The organism is Myroides sp. C4067, from assembly GCF_038039665.1.
Lineage (GTDB): Bacteria > Bacteroidota > Bacteroidia > Flavobacteriales > Flavobacteriaceae > Flavobacterium > Flavobacterium odoratimimum.
Window position 1 is genome coordinate 25,348 of sequence record NZ_JBBPHJ010000007.1, and the last position, 22,018, is coordinate 47,365.

The window sequence follows — 22,018 nt, forward strand, 5'->3', positions numbered from 1 at the left end:
AACATGAAAAAGATATTAGTGACTGGAGGACTAGGATATATAGGGTCTCATACGGTAGTGGAGTTATTAGAGAATAATTATGAGGTAGTGATAGTGGATGACTTATCTAATTCTGAAGAAGATGTCTTACAGAATATTAAGAAGCTTACAGGGGTAGAACCTGAGTATTATTGTATAGATTTAAAAGATAGTCATCAAGTAGCTCAGCTATTTGATAAGCACAGATTTGATGGTATTATTCATTTTGCAGCATATAAATCAGTAGGAGAGAGCCAAGTATTTCCTTTAGAGTATTATGGTAATAATATAGGTTCGCTACTGAACATTCTAAAAGAAATGAAGAAGCGTAACCTGACTAATTTTATTTTTAGTTCCTCTTGTACAGTATATGGTCAGGCAGATGTCATGCCTATTAGTGAAAGTACCCCTCTAAAAATGCCAGAATCGTGCTATGGAAAGACTAAGCAGATGGGAGAAGAGATTATACGTGATTATGTTGAGGCAGAACAAAAAAGAGCAACTTTGTTGAGGTATTTTAATCCTATAGGTGCGCATCCATCAGGATTACTTGGAGAAATGCCTAAAGGGATACCTAATAATTTAATCCCTTATGTAGTACAGACAGCAGCGGGTGTCAGAGAATGTTTGAATGTATTCGGAGATGATTACGAGACAGAAGATGGAACCGCTATTCGAGATTATATCTATGTGATAGACTTAGCTAAAGCTCATATGGCAGCACTAAAGAAACTGTTGTCTAGTGAAGAGGATAAAGTACTAGACATATTTAACCTTGGGACAGGAAAGGGAACTTCTGTATTAGAGATAGTCAAGAGCTTTGAAAGAATTAATGATATAAAAGTACCGTTTAAGATCTGTGATAGAAGAGCAGGTGATATCGAAATAGCCTTTGCAGATGCATCTAAAGCAGAGTTAGAATTACAGTGGAAAGCAAATACGACTATTGAAGAATCGTTAAGAACAGCATGGAACTGGCAGCAGAATTTGTAGTGTAATAATTTGGCAGAATATCGGTATTTATACGCAAAACAAATTGAATTTTTTTGGCAATGAATAGGCTTGTTTCACGTATTATAAGGAACTGTGATTTTGTTTTAGAGGTGAAAAAAGTTATTTTTGCAGGATTGTGTAAAAGAGAATAATATAAATATTTAACTGTTTTTAGAAAGAACTTTATGTTTTAGTTTCCATACAACTATAGATAAAAGTTTGAAAAAATATAAGTAAAGTAAATAGTAATTAAGCATAAAGAATACGAAGTGTTTTAATATCAAGTAGATTAAATTCCCCCCATAAGTTTAATCGTATCTGATTTCTCCCCCTTTTAAGAATAGGTGATATGTCACCTATAGCATTTGGTATGCTTATATATGAATACTTCTGTATTTGTTAGAATGTTTTGTTTTAATAAACAGTATTTAAATTAAGAGTAAAAAAATGAATGTCATATTAGCTTTATTTTTAGCTATGTTTTGTGGGGGAAATGTAGCTTTAGCAGTAAATAAAGAACAAGTCGTAAGTGAATTAAATAATAACATTTACAGTGCTAAAGTTAGAGTCTTAGGACAGATAGAGGATTTAGATGTTTTATTAGAAAATAATGATGAGGTATATACTAGATCAGAAGAGAGATCAGAGAACAAACTGTATAATATCTTTTACCTATTTAATGCCATAGCTCTTTTTTTAGTGGCATCTGCAGGTGTTTTTTATTTAAGGTATGTTCGGGGATTAAGAAGAACAGTAAAGCAATTTATGGAGTCTGCTGAGGACCTAGAAGAACAAGGTAATGAAGAAGATAGTACAGAAGAAAAACGGTATATCACAGAAGAGAAAGAACAGGATATCTTACATAAGATAACCCACTTCGAGAAAGAACAGGGATATTTAGATAAAGACATCTCTCTTAATGTACTCGCAGGGAGTATAGGCGTTAATCATCGATATTTATCTTATGTGATTAATAAGAATAAAGAATGTGACTTCGCTACTTATGTCAATGAACTGAGAATAGGATATATCGTCTCTTGCTTAAAACAAGATCCTAAATTTTTAAAGTATAAGATCAGTTATTTAGCAGAACAATGTGGTTTTGCTTCTCACAGTAGATTCACTGTCACTTTCAAAAAAGTGACTGGAGATTCTCCTTCTGTTTTTATTAGTAAACTAAAAACTAAGGATACAGCTTAAGGAAAATAAAAAACTCTCTATAAGGGAGTTATAGAGAGTGAAAAAATTGAACTGTAACTCTTATTTAGATTTGAATGAAAGAGACGTTGTATAATTGTGCGCTATCATACAGTTCTGTCATACTATGATCTGTTGGATTAAGTACAGGTAATTGTTATAAGGTTACCTGTCGGTCTAAATAAACAGTTTTTTTGTGATTATATGGGTGCTTTGCTTCTATCACAAAGGTAATTTTAAAGATAATTTATTGATATACTTTTTTCTCTTAGTGAGAATATTGATTCATATTTTGTCATCAATTATTTATGAGATAGCATAGTCAAACCTATTCTGAATATACCTATATTACTAGTGTAATAATTATTCTATTTGTTTATTGTTTTATTTCTTATAACAAATTTAAGGGGTTTAATAGGTTGAAAACATGATAAATAACATGTTTTTTTAAAAACATTCTCATTATTTACTTATATTCATACTGTGTACTACTATAGCTAATGGAGTAAGAATTGACTATTACGGATAAGATGTAAAAAAGATGAGTAGTACGTATCGTACTACTCATTTTTAAAGTTATATCGTTTTAAGAAGTTTCTCAGCTACTGAATCGTAATCTAGTAATAGGGCATTTTCTGGTTTATAAGCTTGTTGCCACGCAAAGTTTAAGATAGTGATCTTTTGTGTAGCAGTACCATCCCATTCTGTTTTAAACCCATTTTCTTGTAAGGTTTGAACAATTTTTTTACCTACTGAGATAGAGTCTTCCTCTTTTTCAGAGTGCATATCTTGGAAAGCAAGAGTTAAATAAGGATCTTTTTCTCTAAAGGCACGTTGAAGGTCTTGTTCGTTATAAAAACAGATTCCTTTAGACTTCTTTCCTTTTGCCTGTAGTTGTTCTTCTATTTGATCTACTTCATAGTATCCATCATCTATAGTATATCCTGCATAATGAAGTGCGATGATATGTTGATCCACTAGTTGGTCAAAAGCTTTTACTAACTTTTGTGTTGTAGTTGGTACATGCCAATTTTTACTTGCCTTAAGCAGTGCTCTTTCCTCTTTTAGAATAGTTTCTTTTATCCACTTTTCGTTGATTTTACCTTCTAAATCATTCTCATTGATTTCTTCAGTAATAAACTCCTCTACATCTTCACTGTCCCAAAAACCAGATTTAATGAGATAACTAATAGACTCAGCAATGAATTTTTGTTCTTCCGTCATGATTATGCTTGTTTTATATTTTTAAAAGGATGCTCTTCTGTAGACCACAGAGGAGTGAAGTGGCTTTCTATCCATTCGTTACTCACTTGCTCTAATGTACTAGGTGTCCATTTAGGGGATTGGTCTTTATCTATTAATAGGGCTCTTACTCCCTCAGAGAAGTCTGGATGTACTGTAAACTGACACGTTAGATTAAGCTCTGATCTAAAGACTTCTTCTAAGCTGTAGTGTTTACTCTCTGTAAGCTGTCTAAAGATAACGTGGACAGAGGTAGGAGAACCTTTAGTAAAGAATGAGTACCCTGCTGCCACCCATGCATCAGATTTAGCTACTGGCTCTACGATAGCGATAAATTCGGCTACAGAGCGTATCGGTTCTAATGCTGCTATAAGAGACTTGTGTAACATCGCCTGTGATATAGGCAAGTCTGTACTAGGAGTACTGCGCTGTGCTAATAGGGTATTAAGCTTATCTGATAGCTGATCACTACTACTAATCTGTACTAACTCATTCAGAACATTATCTTTCACAGTAGAAGGTATAAAGTAGTCTGCAATACCTAGAAATAAGGCATCGGCTCCATCAAAGCGAGTCCCCGTTAACCCTAAGTATAATCCATAAGCAGAAGGCATCTTATTTAAAAAATAAGAAGCTCCAACATCTGGATATAATCCGATACTAATCTCAGGCATAGCTAGTAGACTGCGCTCTGTGACAATGCGGTGTGAGGCTCCTGCTAATAATCCTAAACCTCCTCCCATCACTATACCATCTCCCCAGACAACTATCGGCTTAGGATACGTATGGATTAAGTAATCTACACTGTACTCTGTAATAAAGTATTCTTCACAGATAGGAGGAACCTGAGTAGGGTCTATAGTTTTATAGTCTTCTATTGCTTTCCTTACCTGGCGGATGTCCCCACCAGCACAGAATGCTTTCTCACCAGCTCCTTGTAGAAAAATACATTTTATATTGCTATCATCTCTCCATTGTTCTAAAATCCTTTTTAATTCGCTCACGATTTCAAGTGATAGCGCATTAAGTGATTTTTCTGAATTAATGGTGATAATTCCTAAGTTCTCTTTTATGTCTGTTAGTACTATACTCATAGTTGACCTGTTTTGATTGTTTAAAGTTATGAATAATAATCAAGCGGTAGGTATATCACAAAGATAGTCATACTACACAGAATAAAATAGAGTCTGTATAGGGTAGGACTGTAAATTATAATAGTATACCAATAGATTATAAACAGGTATAATGTACATAAAATTTAATTATTTATGGAGTTTTATAAAGCAGATTGCTTATTTATTAGTTCATTCTCGTTGTTCGTCATCAGGAAGTAATAGCTTTAGAATAGAGTAAGCTTCATTCATTGTATCTGGAATGAGTAACTTATCGGGATCACTTATTCTTCTGATCAGTTCCTTGCTGACTTTTCTTATATAGCCAGGAGGACAGACTTGGCTATTGTCTAGTTCTACTTGTTTATCGAGAGGATATTCCTCCATAGGAGGTATAACATCGTTTTTAGGATGAATAGGCATAGCTGGTTCTATCTCTTGTTTTGCTTGTGATATAGACTTTTCTTGTACAGTAGAAGATGAGGTGATTGGTTTATCTTCTTTTGTGCTAGGAGTGTCTGTATGAACAGATCTAGGTTGTTGTGCTATAGGTTGGTTATTCTCCACTATTGTATCCTCTTGCTCAGCAAGTTCTAAAACTCCGTGAAAACAACTAGTACTGTTGATACTATTGTCTGCTGATTTCCACATGCTCCATAGGTATATCCTACCTTTATCCCAATAGGCAGGTAGGCAGAAGTGTGCATACCTGTCTGCTCGTGTACCTATATTTGGGATATCGATGAATACATCTAGCTCTTCATTATACGCCATCATCGTAAGGGTATCAGTATGGAGAGTAAGGGCATTGACTAGTGTATTATCCCATTGTACCTTAATCTTCCCAGTTTTGAGGCGATTGATCTTTTTTATTACAGCAGGGGCTAGTGTACCTATAGAGAGTAATACCTGTTCTATATTGATATATTGTACACCATTGTAGAGTTCGATTCCTTGTTTCATTAATCTGGAAATCATCTGTTCTTTACCTGTCATCCATTTGCCTTCTTTAAAAATAGTAGGGCAGTACATATTCACAAAGTCCTTGAATTTAGCAGTAAACGTAGAGACTAAGCTCATCTTATCCCATTGTCTCAACTGTGCTTCTGTTGCTTTTTTACGTGATTTATGAGGCTTAGCACGGATGATATTTCTACCTCTCCATCTAACGCCTACTATGGTCCCTACTTTTCCTATTACTTCACTTAATATTCCTTGTTTAATCTCTGCCATAACAACGCTGTTTTTAGGATGATTTATTTCTTTATACAAGATATAAAATACAGGAATACAAATGTTTAAGTATTGTGCGAAAATAAATAGCTCTTGGAGGTAGTAGCTGTATACGACCATGGCTATATGAGAATATATTTATGTATGTGTAAAGAGTAGAAAACGGCATATTTGGTTAAATAACGCTGTTTAAATAATCATTTTTTACCAACATTATTATGACATCTAAGTATAGTAAAAAGAGAATAGAAGGAGTATTCTTGGGCAAAAGAGGCTTTTAGCCAGTTATAGTCCTAGTATCCTCCTAGAATTGTCCAAGGAATACCGTGTATAGGCTATATATACTGAGGTCGTAAGGTGTTGGTTATGTTACGTTATATTGAGTGGTTTGAATTTAATGTATTGCTTATCAGTGTATTGTAATTTAATGTAACTAAAAAAAATAATAAGATTTTATGGCTTAACTCTTTAGGAGACTCTTTATTAACATGTAAATAGACATAAAAGAGCTCTATAATAGCTTAAAAAGTAATTTATTATTAGTTTTTAGAGGTCTTATCATAAGAAAACACGATTTTTTTGTACTTGATAATGTGTATTTGTCTAAGACAAAGTTCAGAGTGCTTAGATATAAAGAGGGGAAGGTATAGAAATGATATTGGTCTAAAAAGCACTGACATAGGATTACAGAAGTAGTCGCATGCATTATGTATATCACCTGTAACGAGTCAGTCGTCAAATAGTTTTTACCATGTAATAGAGGTATTGTTTTTTTGTGCCAAAATAGAATAGATGAGAATAGTAACACATTTGTTGACTTTAGGTTTGGTATTTATGAGTATTTATACTGTACAAGCTCAAAGTAAGATACAAGGGGAATTTAAGGTAGATTATGTCCCTATGTCTAATTATATTAGGCCGATAGATAGTCTAAAGACGGATTCAAAAAGTGATTTTAAAAAGGTAGAACTTGCTTTAGAAATCCCTCTTTCTATGAAAATGGACCATCGAGATAAGCCAAGGATATGGTCTGTGATGGCTTATGGAGGGTATGCTAGGATGAATCATAAAGATTATGAAGAACAGCTGTTCCCGTCAGAATTATTAAATGCTTCTGTAGGTGTAAAGCACTTTCGATCGATAAGTGATTCGTGGTCATTATTGTTGATGGGGTCTGTGGGGGTGTATACAGATATGGAGAATATAAATAAAGAGGCTATCCTTGGGCAGGGAGCAGTATTTTTTATCAAGCATTTTAGACCTAATTTTTCACTAGGAGGTGGGCCTGTATTGACGAATAGCTTTGGGGTACCTATGGTGTTACCAGGTATTTATCTGAATTGGGAGACGAGTGGTGATTTCTTTGTTAAGGTGACTTTCCCTAAAGGCGCTGAGCTGGGATACAAGTTTACAGATCACTTTTCATTAAGTGCAGCTGTTGACCTTCAAGGAATGACCGCTATCGTCAAACAGGATAATGAAACCAAGATTTTAGGATTTCAGCAGATCGTAGCTGGTCTGCGTCCTGTGATTAAGTTTTCTGATAATATGACTTTATCGTTTACGGCAGGTAGTACTTTAGTAAGGTCATTCTCTTATAATGAGAGAAAAATCAAGAGTATCTTTAAGGAGAAAAAAGTAGCTGATCCTAAATTCTCTACTACATTCTATGGTGGAATGTCTCTGAAGTGGAGCTTATAGATGAGTAACAAAAAACGTTTTAAAAGAAGGGTATCGTTGACCTTCTTTTAAAACGTTTTTTGTTTAAAGGGATATGGAAAGAAAGAGTTTAGTGAAATGTTTTCCAAGTTAATTTCAGTTTGTTTACTGATTTTGTACTTCATTCTTTGGTTGCATATTTTTGATGTAAGTCTTCCTTGAAAGTATCACGGTTAAAATCTGAAGAGAACCCTGATTTCTCTCCTTTTTTGATTTCTTCTATTAATTTAGTTTTTTTTAGCTTCTTCATACTCAAACATTCTTAGAGCGGTTCTTATAACTTCACTTGCAGAAGAATATTTTCCACTTTTAATTTGTAAATTAATAAAATTGTCGAAATAATCGTTCAATAAAATCGAAGTATTTTTTGCTATAACTTATTGATTTAATTATCAGTATAAAAAATACCATAATTTGGTATTTCGCCAAATTTATTTAAGTGATATCTGTCAAATGTGGATTTTTTCTTAGCATAGTGTAGGTTACAGAAGGATGTATGTCAAGGAATATTTGATGTTCTTTTTTGAGTTATTTACTTAGTAGGTTTTTATATACTACTTCATTAAGTAAGGCTTCTTTTCTCATTCTAGAGATAGGTAGTTCTGTTTCTTTAATAAATACTCGACCACCAGATATGGATTCGATATGATTGATATTGATCAAGAAGGATTTGTGAATTCTGTAGAAGTGTTCTTTAGGTAATAATTCTTCTATGGCAATCATGGTCTGATGAATGATTAAACAACGGTGGTTTAGATGAAGTTTTAGGTAGTTCTGCATTGCTTCAATGTACATAATATCTTTCCAATCTATTTTTACGAAACTATCTTCATGCTTGACATATACTGTAGAGTCAATACTATTAGTCATTTCATTCTGATCTGCATTTCTTAAGTCGAATAATTCTTTTGCTTTTAAGGTTGCTTGATAGAATCGTTTAAACGAGATAGGCTTAAGTAGATAATCAACTACTTGTAGTCTAAAACCGTCTAAAGCATGTTCTGAATAAGCCGTTGTAAAAATAACAAGAGGAGGCTGTTTTATAGATTCTAGGAACTCAATACCAGTGAGGTAAGGCATATTAATGTCTAAAAAGAGTAAATCATAAGAGGTATCTTGTATTAGCTCTAGTGCTTCAATAGCAGATGCGCATGAGTCTTCTACTGTTAAGAAATCAATCTTAGCGATATAGTCAATAATTGCTTTTCTAGCTAAGGGTTCGTCATCAACTACTAAGCATTTTAACGGGGAATTCTTTTTATCTATGGACATACTTCTTCTTTTAGTTGAATGGTTAGTTCTACAATATGTTTGTCATCTGTATGCTCTATCTGTAGGGTATGCATATCAGGGTATTGCATAAGTAAGCGTTCTTTTATGTTGTTTTCTCCAATACCTCCTTCTTTTTTAGGCAGTTTATACTTTATACTATTAGAGTTTTCGATATATAAATGTAGTGTATTATTTGATTCAGTACAGTTGATTATTATATATCCTTTTGTGTGAGGTAATCTCGAAACATGTTTAAATGCGTTCTCGATAAGAGGTACTAATAGCAAGGGAGCAATTACTAACTTTTGATTGGTCATATTCCATTTGCAGTTCACATCTAGTTCATCTCCCCATCTAATTTGTTCTATAGCGACTAGATCTTTTAGATATTGAATTTCTCTGTATAATAGAACCATCTTATGATTGCATTCATATAACTGATATCTTAAGATATCTGAGAACTTAAGTAGGACTGTAGAGGCAAGTTCTACATCGTTTTGCATTAAGGTATAGATATGATTCAATACATTGAACATCAAGTGAGGATTGATTTGATCTTGTAACAGTTTGATCTGTGCTTCTAAGTGTTCTTGTTTCAACTTCGTATTTATTTTCTCTATACGATGGTGTTCTTCATAGAAGCGTATTCCGCAGGTAGTTGTAATAATGGCCATAGCGGATGGAATGGTTTTATATAACTGGTTAAAGAATAAATCTCTTGGGTTGAGAAGTGCATCTTGTACAAATAAATTACTACTACTCAAAAAATAAGGAAATAGTGTAAAGCAAGTAGCTAATAATATAGATAACAAAATAATAAAGAATAAAGCGAATAGTAAAAAGCTCTTTATAGAACCTTTTTTGAGGGCTTTAGGTAGTAAAAAATCACTTACAAAATGGGAAATACTTATTGTGAATGTCATAACAATCAAAGTAGGTAGTAACCAAATATTGTGATCGTGTGGCGATAGTATCTGTGGGTAAACTGAGAAAGTAAGGGTAGTCCAAAAAACGACAAAGAATAGTCGTTTCGGCTTAGAAAGAAATTTATTTATCATAGTTAAATTACAATCAATTTTAGAAGGTCTATTATTAATACTATGCGAAATACAGTTTTATTATGTGATTATACTCATTTATTTGACTAAGGGTGGATAAGCTTTGATGAATGAAAAAACTCCCTCGTTTTTTAAACAATTATTATTCCAATTTTTGTAAATAAAAAAATCCGAGTATTAGTGTACTCGGATTAAAAAGCGCTAGTAAGAAAATTAAAATACTCTTTATCGTTATTAAAATTATTTACCGTTAGTTGTTATAAATAACTTATTTGAATTACTGTTTGTATAATGTATGCAACAACAAATAACTATTATAATCAATTCAAATATAAGCTTTTTTATAATAGGGTGATAAAAGAATCTTAAAGTAGTTAGGGCTAATAGCTTGTTTTTGAATAATAAAGTGATTATATAAATGTTAAATAAGTTTTAAAAAGACATTAAAAATAAGAAAAGTGACATCTAATGACATCTCGTTTTGATACAAGAAAATGAAAAATATAATAATATCAGGTATAATGTAGAAGTTCTCTTTTATGGAGGGGGTGGCTGTGATTGTGTAAATAGTGAAAGCTTATTTAGTTACTACTGACTATATAGAAAAGAAGGTAAGGGGAGTTTATAGATTTAGCTTATTGACATTTATAGTCCAAGCTGTTTAGAATGTTAAAAATAATAAGGTTTGAGAGGCAAATATTTGTATTGTATATTAATTACCTATCATATCTTTCTTTTTTATATAAAAAAAGAATTGGTTCTTGTTCGTTCTATTATTTGTTGTAATTTTATTCTCTCAAATAATAAAAACAAAGTTATGAAAGGAAAAAAAATGTTAGCATTAGCTGTATTACTTACAGGTATTGCATTTGTTGGTTGTAAAGATACTAAAGCAACAGAAACAACAGAGACAGAGCAAACAGCTACAACAACTGAAACAGAAACTGCTGTTAAGGATGAGCACACTTCAGAAAACTCATTAGACTGGGCAGGTACTTACGAAGGAACTTTACCAGGTGCTAATAGTGATATTAAAACTACTGTAGTTTTAAATCAAGATAAAACTTACGCTAAGACTACAATCTATGTAGACAAAGCAGAAGAGAAGTTTGAAGAAAAAGGTACTTTTACTTGGAACGCTGAAGGAACAATCGTTACTTTAGTTGCTGAGGGTGAATCTACACAATATAAAGTGCAAGAAGGAAGCCTTTTAATGTTAGACCAAGAAGGTAAAGAAGTTACTGGACCTCTAGCTGATAAATATGTTTTAGCTAAAAAATAGTAACATAAGATAAAAAAGAAAAACCTTTCGTAAGAAAGGTTTTTTTATACCATTATTTTAAATACTTAGTAGATTGCTTAGCAATCTATCTTCTTAATATCTTCTTATTCTTTTATTCTTCTAGACCTGATATACATGGTTATACCAATAAGGAAAGTTAGAACACTAAAGAATATTTCTTTATCGTATTCATGTACTTTAAAAGCTTCTAATTGTTGTAAGGTTTCTATATGTATGTTATACATATAAAGTTGGTGGCCTAAAATGAGTAAGGAAGCAATAATGATAAAGCTACTAGTGATTTTTAGTTTCTGTTTCATAGTACTTTTCTTTTTTTATTACATGATCTAATATATTAAAAATATGTGAGTATTTTAGTTTTGTCATATTAAAAAGACTAAAATAGTTCATATTGTGTATTCTTAGGTAGTTGCTTTTAATAAATACCTCTTCAATACATATATTTAAAAACAAGAATTAGGCCAAAAAAAAGACTCATATTTTGAATACAAGTCTTTTATATAATTATATGTTGTTACTTAATTACAATTAATTCAACTGAAGTTAAGTGTTTATGATTAATTACAGTTAAGTCAATTTCATTTTGAGTTAATTTGTTTATTTTGAAATTGATATTCTCATTTACAACTGATGATTTTAGAGCTAATGAACTGCCATTTAGTGTATAAGTGCCTTTGTCGCTCTTCTCACTATATCTATCAAATAAGGTGTATTCACCATTTTTTAAAGTAATTTCTACAGAGGATACTTGATATGCTGTTTTCACAGCTTTATTAATATCTGCTGTAAAAGTATAGTACGTAGTCAACCACTTTCTCTCTATATTACTATGAGTAGCTGTTAGAGTTTGTGGTTCATTTAGTGTGTTATTATCATCAGAAGATGAACAGCCTTGAAGTATTGTAATCGTCAATATCGATAATAAGGCAACGGAAAAAGCGATAAATTTCTTCATAGTTTGTTAGATTTAGCTGAGTAAAGTGTGGTGGTCTAAACTCGTAATTTTAATTAAAAATATGGTAAAATATTAATAAAAACAAATTATTTTCTGATAAATTTTAGTAAAAATATCACACTAAGGTTAAATGAAGGGATAGTGGATGTATAATCACTTATCGCTTAATATATTATAATGTCAAAAGCTGACGTATAAAGGTATAAAAAAAGGCTTTTAGTTTTACTAAAAACCTTTTAAAATATGATGTTTTGTGTGTTTATTTTGATTTTAAATCGCAAAATACATTTATTCTATGCATGGAATGTTATCAATGAAGAATTGTGTTGGTTTTGTTTGAAGATCTACAATAGTTGATTTTAACTCATTCCTAATAATAAAAAGCTCTGAAGTACCTGGAAAGCGTATTTGAACCATTGATATAGGGGAAGCTTTTAATAGTGCTAAGTGCTCTTTCTTTATATAGAAATCAGCATCTAGTATTCTGATATTATTCTTCTTTTCTTGATCATAGGTATAAGTTCCGCAAACATCATCTCCTAGGTAATGTGCTGTAATGGTTGTTCCATTAACTAACTTTATTGAAACCATACTTTTTTTAGCTACACAAGTGATAGGAATAAAGTCAGGACTTTTTTGTAGATATTGCAAGTTTAGAAAGGGGTGTCCATTGTTATTTACTAAAGAAAAGAACAATGAGCTAGTGGTGGATACTCTGTCAAATTCATAAACAAGTACATTGTTTGTTTTTCTGTAATTAATTGTATCGTTAACTTCTTCATAGTCAATAGAACAATTTCTCTCTTGTGCATGTATCGAAGTGGTGATGCCAAGAGTAAAGATCAGTAAGAGTGCTAGTTTTTTCATTTGTTATTAGTTTGGTGACAAATTATCATTATTTTTTTAATAAGGCAATAGTATTATTGTAAATAGTGTGATAAACGTATGTGTTGTTTAAACCCAAATTACGCATTAGCCAAATACTACAAAGCAATTCTACTTCATAGTTCTTTCATTAGCTCTCAAACCATACTATAGTATGCTTTAATCACTAATTCAGACCTATTTTGTATAATTACTTTTCGTTTATATATCTATTGCATAATTCGGGTTTAAATATCCCTATTGCTTAAATAATTTAAGTGTCCTTATGATATAAAAAAAGGCCATATTAAATACTATATGACCTTTAGAGGAGTTATGTTCGTGAGCAAATAATAAAGATTCGTTCACTTTTGATATTTGTAGTGAAAAAGATGTACGTATCTCCTCCGTCTTTTATTTTCCATTTCTTTCTAATTTCCTCAACTTTTATAGGGAAATTTCTAGTCGTGACATTTGCTTTTGTATTTAGCAAGTGTTTTTTTGCTTCTTGTTTATTATATGGAATGATTTGTTCTATTGTAAATCTTCTTCCAGGAAAATCAATTAATGCATCACTAGTATAGAGATGACTATGTGGGTGTAGTTTGTGTAAATTAAACTGTTTACTTATTGCGTCAAATCTACCTGTCTTTAATATAGCTGCATTGGGCTCATATAGATATTGTTTAGGTTCACTGAATAGTGATGTACTATTATCGTCTAATGAAGAAATAAATAGTTGTGTATCGTCTTTTGTAAGATTAACAGCATTAAGTTCAACAGATCCTGTATAGTCTTTTTCTAATATCCATAATAGTTCTTTAACTTCATTATGAAGAGCTACGATATGAATGCTTTTTACATGTTTTAATTCGTTTAGACCAGCCTGTATGTCTAGTAGAGGAGAAGTCTTAATCAAGATATTAGTACTTCTAGAAAATAATAAATCTAGATGCTCAGGTACATTAGGGGCGCAATCACTTAAGAAAAACACTTTTTCTTTAGAGTCATTTCTTCTATGTGGATCTACATAGATATAATCCCATGGTTGATTATGTTGAGCCAAGTAGTCTAAACTATCACCAGTATGGCACTTAATATTATCAACTCCTAATGCCTGATTATTAAGACGAACTATTTCGCTAAGGTCTTCTTGCATCTCACAATGCAATACTTGCTTTATGTTTTTACTAAAATAATAACAGTCTATACCAAAACCACCTGTTAGATCTATCAAAGTGTCACCAGATATTAGTGAAGCTTTATAAGATGCACAAGGTTCGGATGAGGTTTGTTCTATAGAAAGCTTTTTTGGGAATAGGATATTTTCTGTTTCAAACCAAGTTGGTAGTTTGTCTTTAGTTTTCTTTTTTGATTCTATTTGAGTTAATAAGTCACTCATAGAGATATCTTCAAAAGGGCTCTTTTTAAATGCTATTTTAGTTAGATCACTATTTAAATGATCTTGTATATATTGTTGTACTTCTTGTGATAAGAATAGTTCTGTTTTCAATTATAATTTCTTTGTGAGTAATTGTACAAATTTATTGTTTGGCAAGAATTCTTTAGCAATTACTTTGATACAAGTGTAAATAGGTACTGCTGCTATCATACCAAATATTCCTCCAAACATGCCGCTTGCAAGAATAACAATAAATATTTCTAATGGATGTGATTTAACGCTATTAGAGAAGATTAAAGGTTGGTTAATAATATTATCTATTAGTTGTATAAATAAGAAGCCAAGCATTACGGTAATTGCCTTAGGTAAGGTAACTTCACTAAAGTTATCCCCTATAAAACTCAACATCGTAAACAGGACAGATAATATATTACCAATAAGAGGTCCAATGTATGGAATGATATTCAATATAGCGACTAAGAAGGCGATCATTAGACTTCCTTTTACACCTACTACAGCTAATAGGATAAAAGCGAGTACAAATATTATAGACATCTGTGCAACTAGCCCTAAAAAGTAACGTGATAGAAGGTTGTTTATCTTATCGATTGATTTCAAAACTTTAATCTCGTGCTTGCTAGGGAATAGCTTTTTGAATTGATATTCAAGTAAAACTTGATCTTTTAAAAAGAAGAAGGTGATAAATAGAATAGCAAAAACTCCCATTCCAAATTCACTTAGCAAACCTAGTATGGTATTAAATAGGTTAGGTACAAAGTCTAACTTTAAATGAGATCGGAAATTAGCTCCTTCTATTATTTTATCTAAGCTGAATCCTTTTGTGTCTAAATAGAAGTCTATCTTGCGTATAAGGCCATTGAAATCTTCTTGTAGGTGTGATGTATTCAATACAGACAAGTTTTGAGCTTGTGTAGTGAATAAAGGGATAAACATGAATATGAAGCTTAGGAAGAAGGCTAAGAAAAGGATAACTGTCAAAGTAACAGCAAATACTTTAGATAGACGAAGTTTTCTTCTTAAAAATTCTACAATAGGTTTGCCAATTAAAGCCAATACAAAGGCAAATCCAGTATATATAAATATTGAACTAATTTGCAAAAGCATTTGACCTAATACAGCAAGAGAAAATAGAATTATAACTGCACGTATTATTCCTTTAGAAATCGTCTTAGCATCCACCATAATAATGATTTTTATTCATTTGTAAATACGAAACTATGCACGGCTACTAAAGCGGCTGTTTCTGTTCTTAATCTTGTATGTCCTAGTGATACTGGTCGATATCCTTTTGCTAATGCTAAGTTAATTTCATTGGTAGAGAAGTCTCCCTCTGGACCTACTAAAAGTAAATAATTTTTGTGAATATCTATACTGTCTTTTAGCAAGACTTTTTCGGTTTCTTCACAATGAGCAATATATTTTTCTCCTTGATGGTCTTGATTTAAAAAGTCTTTTAAGCTTATGGGGTCGTTTAGAATAGGTAAATGATATTGTAAAGATTGTTTCATTGCGGATTGAATAATTTTTTCAAATCGCTCTGTCTTTACTATTTTTCTCTCAGAATGGTCGCAAATAATTGGCGTTATCTCGTGTATCCCTATTTCTGTTGCTTTCTCTAAAAACCATTCGTAACGTTCGTTCATTTTCGTTGGTGCAACGGCTAAGTGTAGGCGAAATGGAGTAGGTGCTTGATCTTCAGAATCGATAATCTCAGTAACACATTTTTTGTCCGAGTCTAAAGTAATTTTAGTTGTAAACAATGTGCCTTTACCATTGGTAACATATAGGAGATCTCCCATTTTACGTCTTAGTACTTTGATGATATGTTTACTTTCATCTTTATCAAAAGTGAAAGATGTTTGTCCTTTTTCGATTTCTGGCGAATAAAATAATTGCATACTTAAGTTTTAGAATTCAATACGTGCTTTAGAAACTACTGAAGAATCAGCAAAAATAGATTCTTTGTATTTATAGTACCCTACTATTCCAATCATAGCAGCATTATCTGTTGTATATTCAAATTTAGGGATGAATGCTTTCCACTTATATTTTTTCTCTCCTTCTTTAAGTGCTTGTCTAATACCAGAGTTAGCAGATACACCACCACCAATGACGATTTGCTTAATCCCTGTTTCTTTAACTGCAAGTTTAAGTTTGTCTAGTAAGATTTGGATAATGGTATACTGAATAGAGGCACATATATCAGCTTTGTTTTCTTCAATAAAATTAGGGTTAGTGGCTACATTTTTTTGAATAAAATAAAGAAACTGTGTTTTTAAACCACTGAAACTAAAGTTCAGTCCGTCTACTTTAGGTTTAGTGAAAGCAAATGCTTTGGGATTACCTTCTTTAGCATATTTATCAATTAAAGGACCTCCAGGGTAAGGGAATCCCAAAACTTTAGCAGATTTGTCAAAAGCTTCTCCTACAGCGTCATCTGTGGTTTCTCCTAGTATTTCTAAGTCAAAGAAACTATTTACCTTCACGATTTGCGTATGTCCACCTGAGATGGTCATTGCTAAGAAAGGAAACTCAGGTTTGTCATATCCTTCTTCATCTATAAAATGACATAAGATATGGGCGTGCATATGATTTACAGCCACTAATGGAATATCAAGAGCTAGAGATAAACTCTTGGCAAATGATCCGCCTACTAATAGTGACCCCATTAGTCCAGGGCCTTGTGTAAAGGCAATACCATCTAAGTCATCCTTCGTTATTCCTGCTTTTTTAAGAGCAATGTCAACCACAGGAACGATGTTTTGTTGATGAGCACGAGATGCTAGTTCAGGAACAACACCTCCATACTCTTCGTGTATTTCCTGTCTTGCGACTATGTTTGACAATACTTTGTTGTCAGCCATGATTGCGGCAGAAGTATCATCACATGAGCTCTCTATGGCTAAAATATAGGTAGGTTTTAAAGACATTTTAATATTCTATAATTGTATAATTTATTAAGGTAAAATCTACCCAACCCTATGGAAAATTATATAAATTTGCTTATTGTTTGGTTTTTATAAGAAACCACGAGTAGATTGGGGCAAATTTAAAACATTAATAGTTATCAAAAAATTTAATAAAATACTTTTTCGCCTATTATTGGCTGTCTTTAGCTTGGTTGTGATCATTGCAGGGGCACTGTCTTTGCCTGTGGTTCAAACCTTTCTGGCTCAGCACGCTATGGAGAAGATTAATAGCCAGTTTGGTACTAAGTTAGAGATAGAAAGACTAGCAGTCAGTATATTTGGTCGAGTTACATTGAAAGAGGTTACTGCAAAGGATAATCACGATACTAATTTTATAGAAATAAAAGCCTTTACAACGAGTATTTCAGATTTTAATGAACTTATTCAAGGGAGATTATATTTTGGTAAAACAAAGGTAGATGGGCTGTATTTAAGAATACATAAATACAAAGGAGAAGAGTTTACAACTTTAGATCAGTTGATTAATGCATTTGATGATGGAAAAGAGGGAGAAGGTAAGTTTAGGCTGAAATCTTCTCATCTAACAATTAAAAATACTCATTTGATTATTTCTGACGATGAAGCAGAAACACCAGTAGCAATAGATTTTAAAAATATTAATGGGGAAGTAGAAGACTTCTTTATTAAAGGACCTGATATTTATGCTAATGTTTTGAAATCTAGTTTTGAGGATAATTGGGGTATGGGCGTGACAAATCTATCAGGTAATTTTACTCATACTAAAACTAGTATCTCTATGGAGAAGCTAGATTTACAAACGAAAAAGTCGGCTATAGAAGGAGATCTTAAGTTCACTTATGCTTTAGGAGATATGAAGTACTTCGTAGATAAGGTGAATTGGGATTTTGAGATTAGAAAAGCAGTATTGAATTCCTCAGATTTAAATGCCTTTACAGGTATTTTTGCAGAGAATAAGATGGTGTATGTTACAGGGCATATTAATGGTGTGATGAACGATTTTACAATGAAAAATGTAAATCTAGTAGATGACAATATGTCTAATGTGAGAGGGGTATTTAGTTTTAGAAATGTATTCGATAAAGTAAAGCCGTTCTGGATGAAGGCTAATGTGGATCGACTATTTATTACTCGTGATCACATTGTAGGGTTAATGCCTGAGTTATTGCATGAACTACTACCTACAGAATTAACTAATCTTGGACAAGTAGATATCAAAGGAGATATCGAGATGACGAAGCGCACCCTAAAAACAGATATTGATTTATTGACGTCTATTGGAAAAGGAAAAGCTGTTATAGATATAGAGAACCTTGATAATCCTAATCTAGCTGCTTATAAAGGGGATATTGTTTTAGAGAAGTTTGACTTAGGAGAATTTATAAAGAACCAGAATTTTGGTTTGACTTCTGTAGATTTAGAGGTTGATGGAGTTGGTTTTAATCAAAAATCTTTAAACACAAGTATTAAAGGTGATGTGTTCTCTTTTGACTTTGCTAAGTATAAGTACACGAATATTGCGGTAGATGGATTGTTAAAGATGCCTTATTATCGCGGTCTAGTACACAGCCAAGATCCTAATTTGCAGTTAGACTTTAATGGGATGATAGATTTGAGTTCAGAAGTTAAGAACTATGATTTCATTGCAGATGTTGACTACGCAGATTTATATGCATTACATTTAGTAAATGATACACTTTCTAAATTTAAAGGACAGTTTGAGTTTAAAGCTTCAGGTAATACTCTTGATGATTTAGCAGGTACATTTACAATGCGTAATACTACCTATATCAATAGTAAAGATGAGTATGTATTCGGTCATTTTACATTAAATTCGGAATTTAATACAGAGAATGAACGTCTTATTTCTTTTGTGTCACAGGAGGCAATAGAGGGGTATATTAAAGGAAAGTTCTTGTTTAAGGATTTAAGAGCATTGTTTACTAATGCACTAGGAAGTTTATATACTAACTATTCACCTTATAAGATTAAAGAAGAACAATATCTAGATTTTGACATTACAGTACACAATAGGTTAATAGAGGTGTTTTTGCCACAATTGACTTTAAGTGCATCAACACATGTTGAGGGAAATATAGATAACGATGATAATATTTTTAAACTGAACTTCTCTTCACCAAGTATTGGTATTGAAGATTTCAATTTTTACAATGTATTGTTAGATGTAAATAACTCTAACCCTTTATATAATACTTATGTTTCATTAGATAGTATGAAATCTAAGTTTTATCGTATCACAGATTTTAATTTATTAAACTTGACTCATAATGATACACTATTTGTTCGTTCTGAGTTTAAAGGAGGGACGCATGGTAAGGATAAGTTTAATCTGAACTTATACCACACTATTAATGAGGAAAACCTATCTGTAGTAGGGTTTAAGAAGTCAGATATCTTCCTAAAAGACTTCTTGTGGAGTATTAATGAAAGTGATAATAAGAAGAATAAAGTTATTTTTAATAAGAAGTTAGAGGACTTTACTATTGATGATTTATCATTATCACATAATGGACAAGAGGTCAATCTGACAGGCGCAGTAAGAGATTCAACTTACAAACACTTTGATTTAGAGTTTAAGCAAGTAGACTTAGCTAAGTTTGCCCCTGATATTTCTAATCTAGAGTTCGCTGGTAATATAGATGGTGATTTACATTTCTCTCAGGTTAAAGATGTGTTCCAACCTAAGGTAAATATCAATATAGATGAACTAGCTGTCAATAAGGTTAGGCTAGGAGATTTAGCTTTCCATGTTGACGGAGATGAGCGTTTAAAGAACTTTAAAGTTCAGTCTAGTATTGTGGATAATGAGAAAGAAAAGTTCTATTTAAATGGAGATTTAGCTATTGTCAATAAACAGATGCAATTAAATCTAGAATCAGGATTTAAAGATTTTTCTGTTAAACCGATAGAACCTTTACTGAAAACAATTGTTTCTGATGTAAGAGGAACTACATCAGGAAAAATTAATATTCAGGGTACAGCGAAGAAACCTGAGGTGAACGGACGATTACACCTAAATAAGGCAGGTATGAAGTCTAAGTTCACTGGAGTAGATTATAACTTCGAAGAAGATGCTGCATTAGATCTAACAGAGCGTCAGTTTATATTGCGCAAAGTGCGTATTATAGATAGTAAGTATAAGACTGAAGGAATTATAGACGGAGATATCTCTCATAAAGCATTTAATGATTGGGCATTGAATTTGGTGTTGTCATCTCCTAATTTATTAGCCTTAGATACTAAATTCGAAGAGGGAAGTATCTATTACGGTAAAGCTTTTATTAATGGAATGGCTAAGTTAAGTGGACCTGTAGAGATGTTAGCTATTAATATTAATGCGACATCTAATAAAGGAACCGCTATTAAGATTCCGTTGAAAGAAGCGCAAGGTACTGGTGAGAATAACTTTATACACTTCTTATCACCTCAAGAAAAGGCATTGCGCCTCAAAGGAAAAGAGTACGATATGTATAGATATCGAAACAGTGGTATAGAGCTTGACTTTGAGTTTGTATTAACTCCTGATGCAGAGATTGAAATTATATTAGATCGTGAGTCTGGACATGCTATGCGAGGTAGAGGAGCAGGTTTTATCACTATGGAGATAAATACCTTAGGTAAGTTTAACATGTGGGGGGATTTCCAAGCGTATGAAGGAGAGTATAACTTCCGATATGGTGGGTTGATTGATAAGAAATTTGTTGTGAAGAAATATGGTACGATTCGTTGGGATGGAGACCCTATGAATGCAATGTTAGACTTGCAGGCAATTTATCATACAGATGCAAATCCAAGTGTAATCATAGATAACTCTATTATCAATAGAAAAGTACCTACAGATGTTGCTATTGTCTTAAATGGTAGTTTAAGTAATCCTGAGGTAGACTTTGAAATCAACTTCCCAACAGTGAGTTCTGTAGTGAAGTCAGAATTAGATTATAGGCTGAGTGAACGTGATATGCGTGAGCGTCAAGCGATGGCTCTGTTAGCTACAGGAGCATTCTTCTCTTCTGATAACTCTTCTTCTACATTAGCAGGAAGTTTATTTGAGCGTGCTAGTAGTATTTTTGATGAGATATTTTCGGATGAGGACGATAAGTTTAAAGTAGGGTTAAACTATGCACAAGGAGAGCGAAATCCTTATACACAAACGGAAGGACGTGTAGGGGTAACCTTCTCGACTAAAGTTAACGATCGTATTTCTGTCAATGGTAAACTGGGTGTACCTGTAGGAGGAGTGGAGCAGTCTGTGATCGTAGGGGATGTAGAGGTGATGTTACGCCTTAATGAAGAAGGGTCTTTAAGTGCAAGAGTATTTAATCGCGAAAATGATATTAACTATATCGGTGAAGGGATTGGATATACGCAAGGTGTAGGATTGTCTTATGAAGTAGATTTTGATACTTTTAAAGAATTGATCTCAAAAATCTTAAATAGGGCTAAAACAAGAGAGAAAGACCAAAGTAAGAATAAAAAGCAAGATACTAACCGATCAGAAGAGTTACCAGACTCTGACTTTAATAGGGATTTTATCAAGTTTTATGAGAATAGAAGGAAGTCATCTACAGCTCCGTCAGACACTTATAATTTAACAAAATAGAGGTGGAATAAGGGGCTTCTATTTTTGTTAAAATGGTCTATTATTCGTAAATTTACTCAA

18 protein-coding genes are annotated in these 22,018 nt (G+C 32.4%); 5 read left to right on the forward strand and 13 right to left on the reverse strand.

Annotated features, from left to right (window positions below):
- The first annotated feature begins 3 nt into the window (after window positions 1-3).
- Together galE and AABL87_RS06725 are read left to right on the forward strand one after the other, a co-directional pair.
- Window positions 4-1,011 carry a UDP-glucose 4-epimerase GalE gene (gene galE, locus AABL87_RS06720; RefSeq protein WP_016649577.1) on the forward strand — a complete coding sequence of 336 codons (1,008 nt, stop codon included), beginning with the start codon at window positions 4-6 and terminating at the stop codon, window positions 1,009-1,011.
- 447 nt (window positions 1,012-1,458) lie between these two features.
- The gene (locus tag AABL87_RS06725) at window positions 1,459-2,211 is read left to right on the forward strand and encodes a helix-turn-helix domain-containing protein (protein WP_006259227.1); all 753 of its coding nucleotides are present in this window, start codon (window positions 1,459-1,461) and stop codon (window positions 2,209-2,211) included.
- Between the two features lie 573 nt (window positions 2,212-2,784).
- Here AABL87_RS06725 and AABL87_RS06730 read toward each other — a convergent pair.
- The 3 genes from AABL87_RS06730 to AABL87_RS06740 all read right to left on the reverse strand — a co-directional run bounded on the left by AABL87_RS06730 (window position 2,785) and on the right by AABL87_RS06740 (window position 5,795).
- Entirely contained in the window at window positions 2,785-3,432 is a 648-nt protein-coding gene (locus tag AABL87_RS06730; protein WP_006259226.1) for a DUF6891 domain-containing protein, read from the reverse strand.
- Between the two features lie 2 nt (window positions 3,433-3,434).
- Window positions 3,435-4,544: an enoyl-CoA hydratase/isomerase family protein gene (locus AABL87_RS06735; RefSeq protein WP_039329243.1), complete on the reverse strand. Its 1,110-nt coding sequence runs from the start codon at window positions 4,542-4,544 to the stop codon at window positions 3,435-3,437.
- 210 nt (window positions 4,545-4,754) lie between these two features.
- Window positions 4,755-5,795 carry a DUF6266 family protein gene (locus AABL87_RS06740; RefSeq protein ID WP_071307645.1) on the reverse strand — a complete coding sequence of 347 codons (1,041 nt, stop codon included), beginning with the start codon at window positions 5,793-5,795 and terminating at the stop codon, window positions 4,755-4,757.
- A gap of 792 nt (window positions 5,796-6,587) precedes the next feature.
- Between AABL87_RS06740 and AABL87_RS06745 the strand changes: the two genes are divergently transcribed.
- Window positions 6,588-7,496 (forward strand): DUF6268 family outer membrane beta-barrel protein, encoded by a 909-nt coding sequence (locus AABL87_RS06745; RefSeq protein ID WP_006259223.1) that lies wholly within the window; start codon window positions 6,588-6,590, stop codon window positions 7,494-7,496.
- Between the two features lie 139 nt (window positions 7,497-7,635).
- Here the strand turns inward: AABL87_RS06745 and AABL87_RS06750 are convergent, their stop codons facing one another.
- From AABL87_RS06750 to AABL87_RS06765, 4 genes are all read right to left on the reverse strand, one after another.
- Window positions 7,636-7,764 carry a hypothetical protein gene (locus AABL87_RS06750; RefSeq protein WP_006259222.1) on the reverse strand — a complete coding sequence of 43 codons (129 nt, stop codon included), beginning with the start codon at window positions 7,762-7,764 and terminating at the stop codon, window positions 7,636-7,638.
- Window positions 7,742-7,864, reverse strand: a complete 123-nt coding sequence (locus AABL87_RS06755) for a type II toxin-antitoxin system ParD family antitoxin (RefSeq protein ID WP_230456718.1) — start codon at window positions 7,862-7,864, stop codon at window positions 7,742-7,744. Before AABL87_RS06755 ends, AABL87_RS06750 begins: the two co-directional genes overlap by 23 nt.
- 178 nt (window positions 7,865-8,042) lie before the next feature.
- Complete coding sequence (locus AABL87_RS06760; protein ID WP_006259221.1) at window positions 8,043-8,786, reverse strand: LytR/AlgR family response regulator transcription factor; 744 nt, start codon at window positions 8,784-8,786, stop codon at window positions 8,043-8,045.
- Window positions 8,777-9,844: a sensor histidine kinase gene (locus AABL87_RS06765; protein ID WP_006259220.1), complete on the reverse strand. Its 1,068-nt coding sequence runs from the start codon at window positions 9,842-9,844 to the stop codon at window positions 8,777-8,779. The genes AABL87_RS06760 and AABL87_RS06765 overlap by 10 nt, the downstream gene beginning before the upstream one ends.
- Window positions 9,845-10,661: 817 nt before the next feature.
- Here AABL87_RS06765 and AABL87_RS06770 point away from each other — a divergent pair.
- Window positions 10,662-11,126, forward strand: coding sequence for a copper resistance protein NlpE (locus tag AABL87_RS06770; protein WP_006259219.1), 465 nt, complete (start codon window positions 10,662-10,664; stop codon window positions 11,124-11,126).
- A 535-nt stretch (window positions 11,127-11,661) separates the two neighbouring features.
- On the opposite strand, the gene AABL87_RS06775 is transcribed toward AABL87_RS06770, so the two are convergent.
- The 6 genes from AABL87_RS06775 to tsaD all read right to left on the reverse strand — a co-directional run bounded on the left by AABL87_RS06775 (window position 11,662) and on the right by tsaD (window position 17,319).
- Window positions 11,662-12,102: a hypothetical protein gene (locus tag AABL87_RS06775; RefSeq protein ID WP_006259216.1), complete on the reverse strand. Its 441-nt coding sequence runs from the start codon at window positions 12,100-12,102 to the stop codon at window positions 11,662-11,664.
- A 288-nt stretch (window positions 12,103-12,390) separates the two neighbouring features.
- Window positions 12,391-12,969, reverse strand: a complete 579-nt coding sequence (locus tag AABL87_RS06780) for a hypothetical protein (RefSeq protein ID WP_006259215.1) — start codon at window positions 12,967-12,969, stop codon at window positions 12,391-12,393.
- A gap of 331 nt (window positions 12,970-13,300) precedes the next feature.
- On the reverse strand, window positions 13,301-14,479 hold the full coding sequence (locus AABL87_RS06785) for a class I SAM-dependent methyltransferase (RefSeq protein WP_006259214.1): 1,179 nt from the start codon (window positions 14,477-14,479) through the stop codon (window positions 13,301-13,303).
- Window positions 14,480-15,571, reverse strand: coding sequence for an AI-2E family transporter (locus tag AABL87_RS06790; RefSeq protein ID WP_006259213.1), 1,092 nt, complete (start codon window positions 15,569-15,571; stop codon window positions 14,480-14,482). It lies immediately after the preceding gene.
- A gap of 11 nt (window positions 15,572-15,582) precedes the next feature.
- On the reverse strand, window positions 15,583-16,287 hold the full coding sequence (locus AABL87_RS06795) for a 16S rRNA (uracil(1498)-N(3))-methyltransferase (RefSeq protein ID WP_006259212.1): 705 nt from the start codon (window positions 16,285-16,287) through the stop codon (window positions 15,583-15,585).
- Between the two features lie 9 nt (window positions 16,288-16,296).
- Entirely contained in the window at window positions 16,297-17,319 is a 1,023-nt protein-coding gene (gene tsaD, locus AABL87_RS06800; protein WP_006259211.1) for a tRNA (adenosine(37)-N6)-threonylcarbamoyltransferase complex transferase subunit TsaD, read from the reverse strand.
- 76 nt (window positions 17,320-17,395) lie between these two features.
- Between tsaD and AABL87_RS06805 the strand changes: the two genes are divergently transcribed.
- Window positions 17,396-21,958 (forward strand): translocation/assembly module TamB domain-containing protein, encoded by a 4,563-nt coding sequence (locus AABL87_RS06805; RefSeq protein ID WP_016649571.1) that lies wholly within the window; start codon window positions 17,396-17,398, stop codon window positions 21,956-21,958.
- Window positions 21,959-22,018 lie beyond the last annotated feature (60 nt).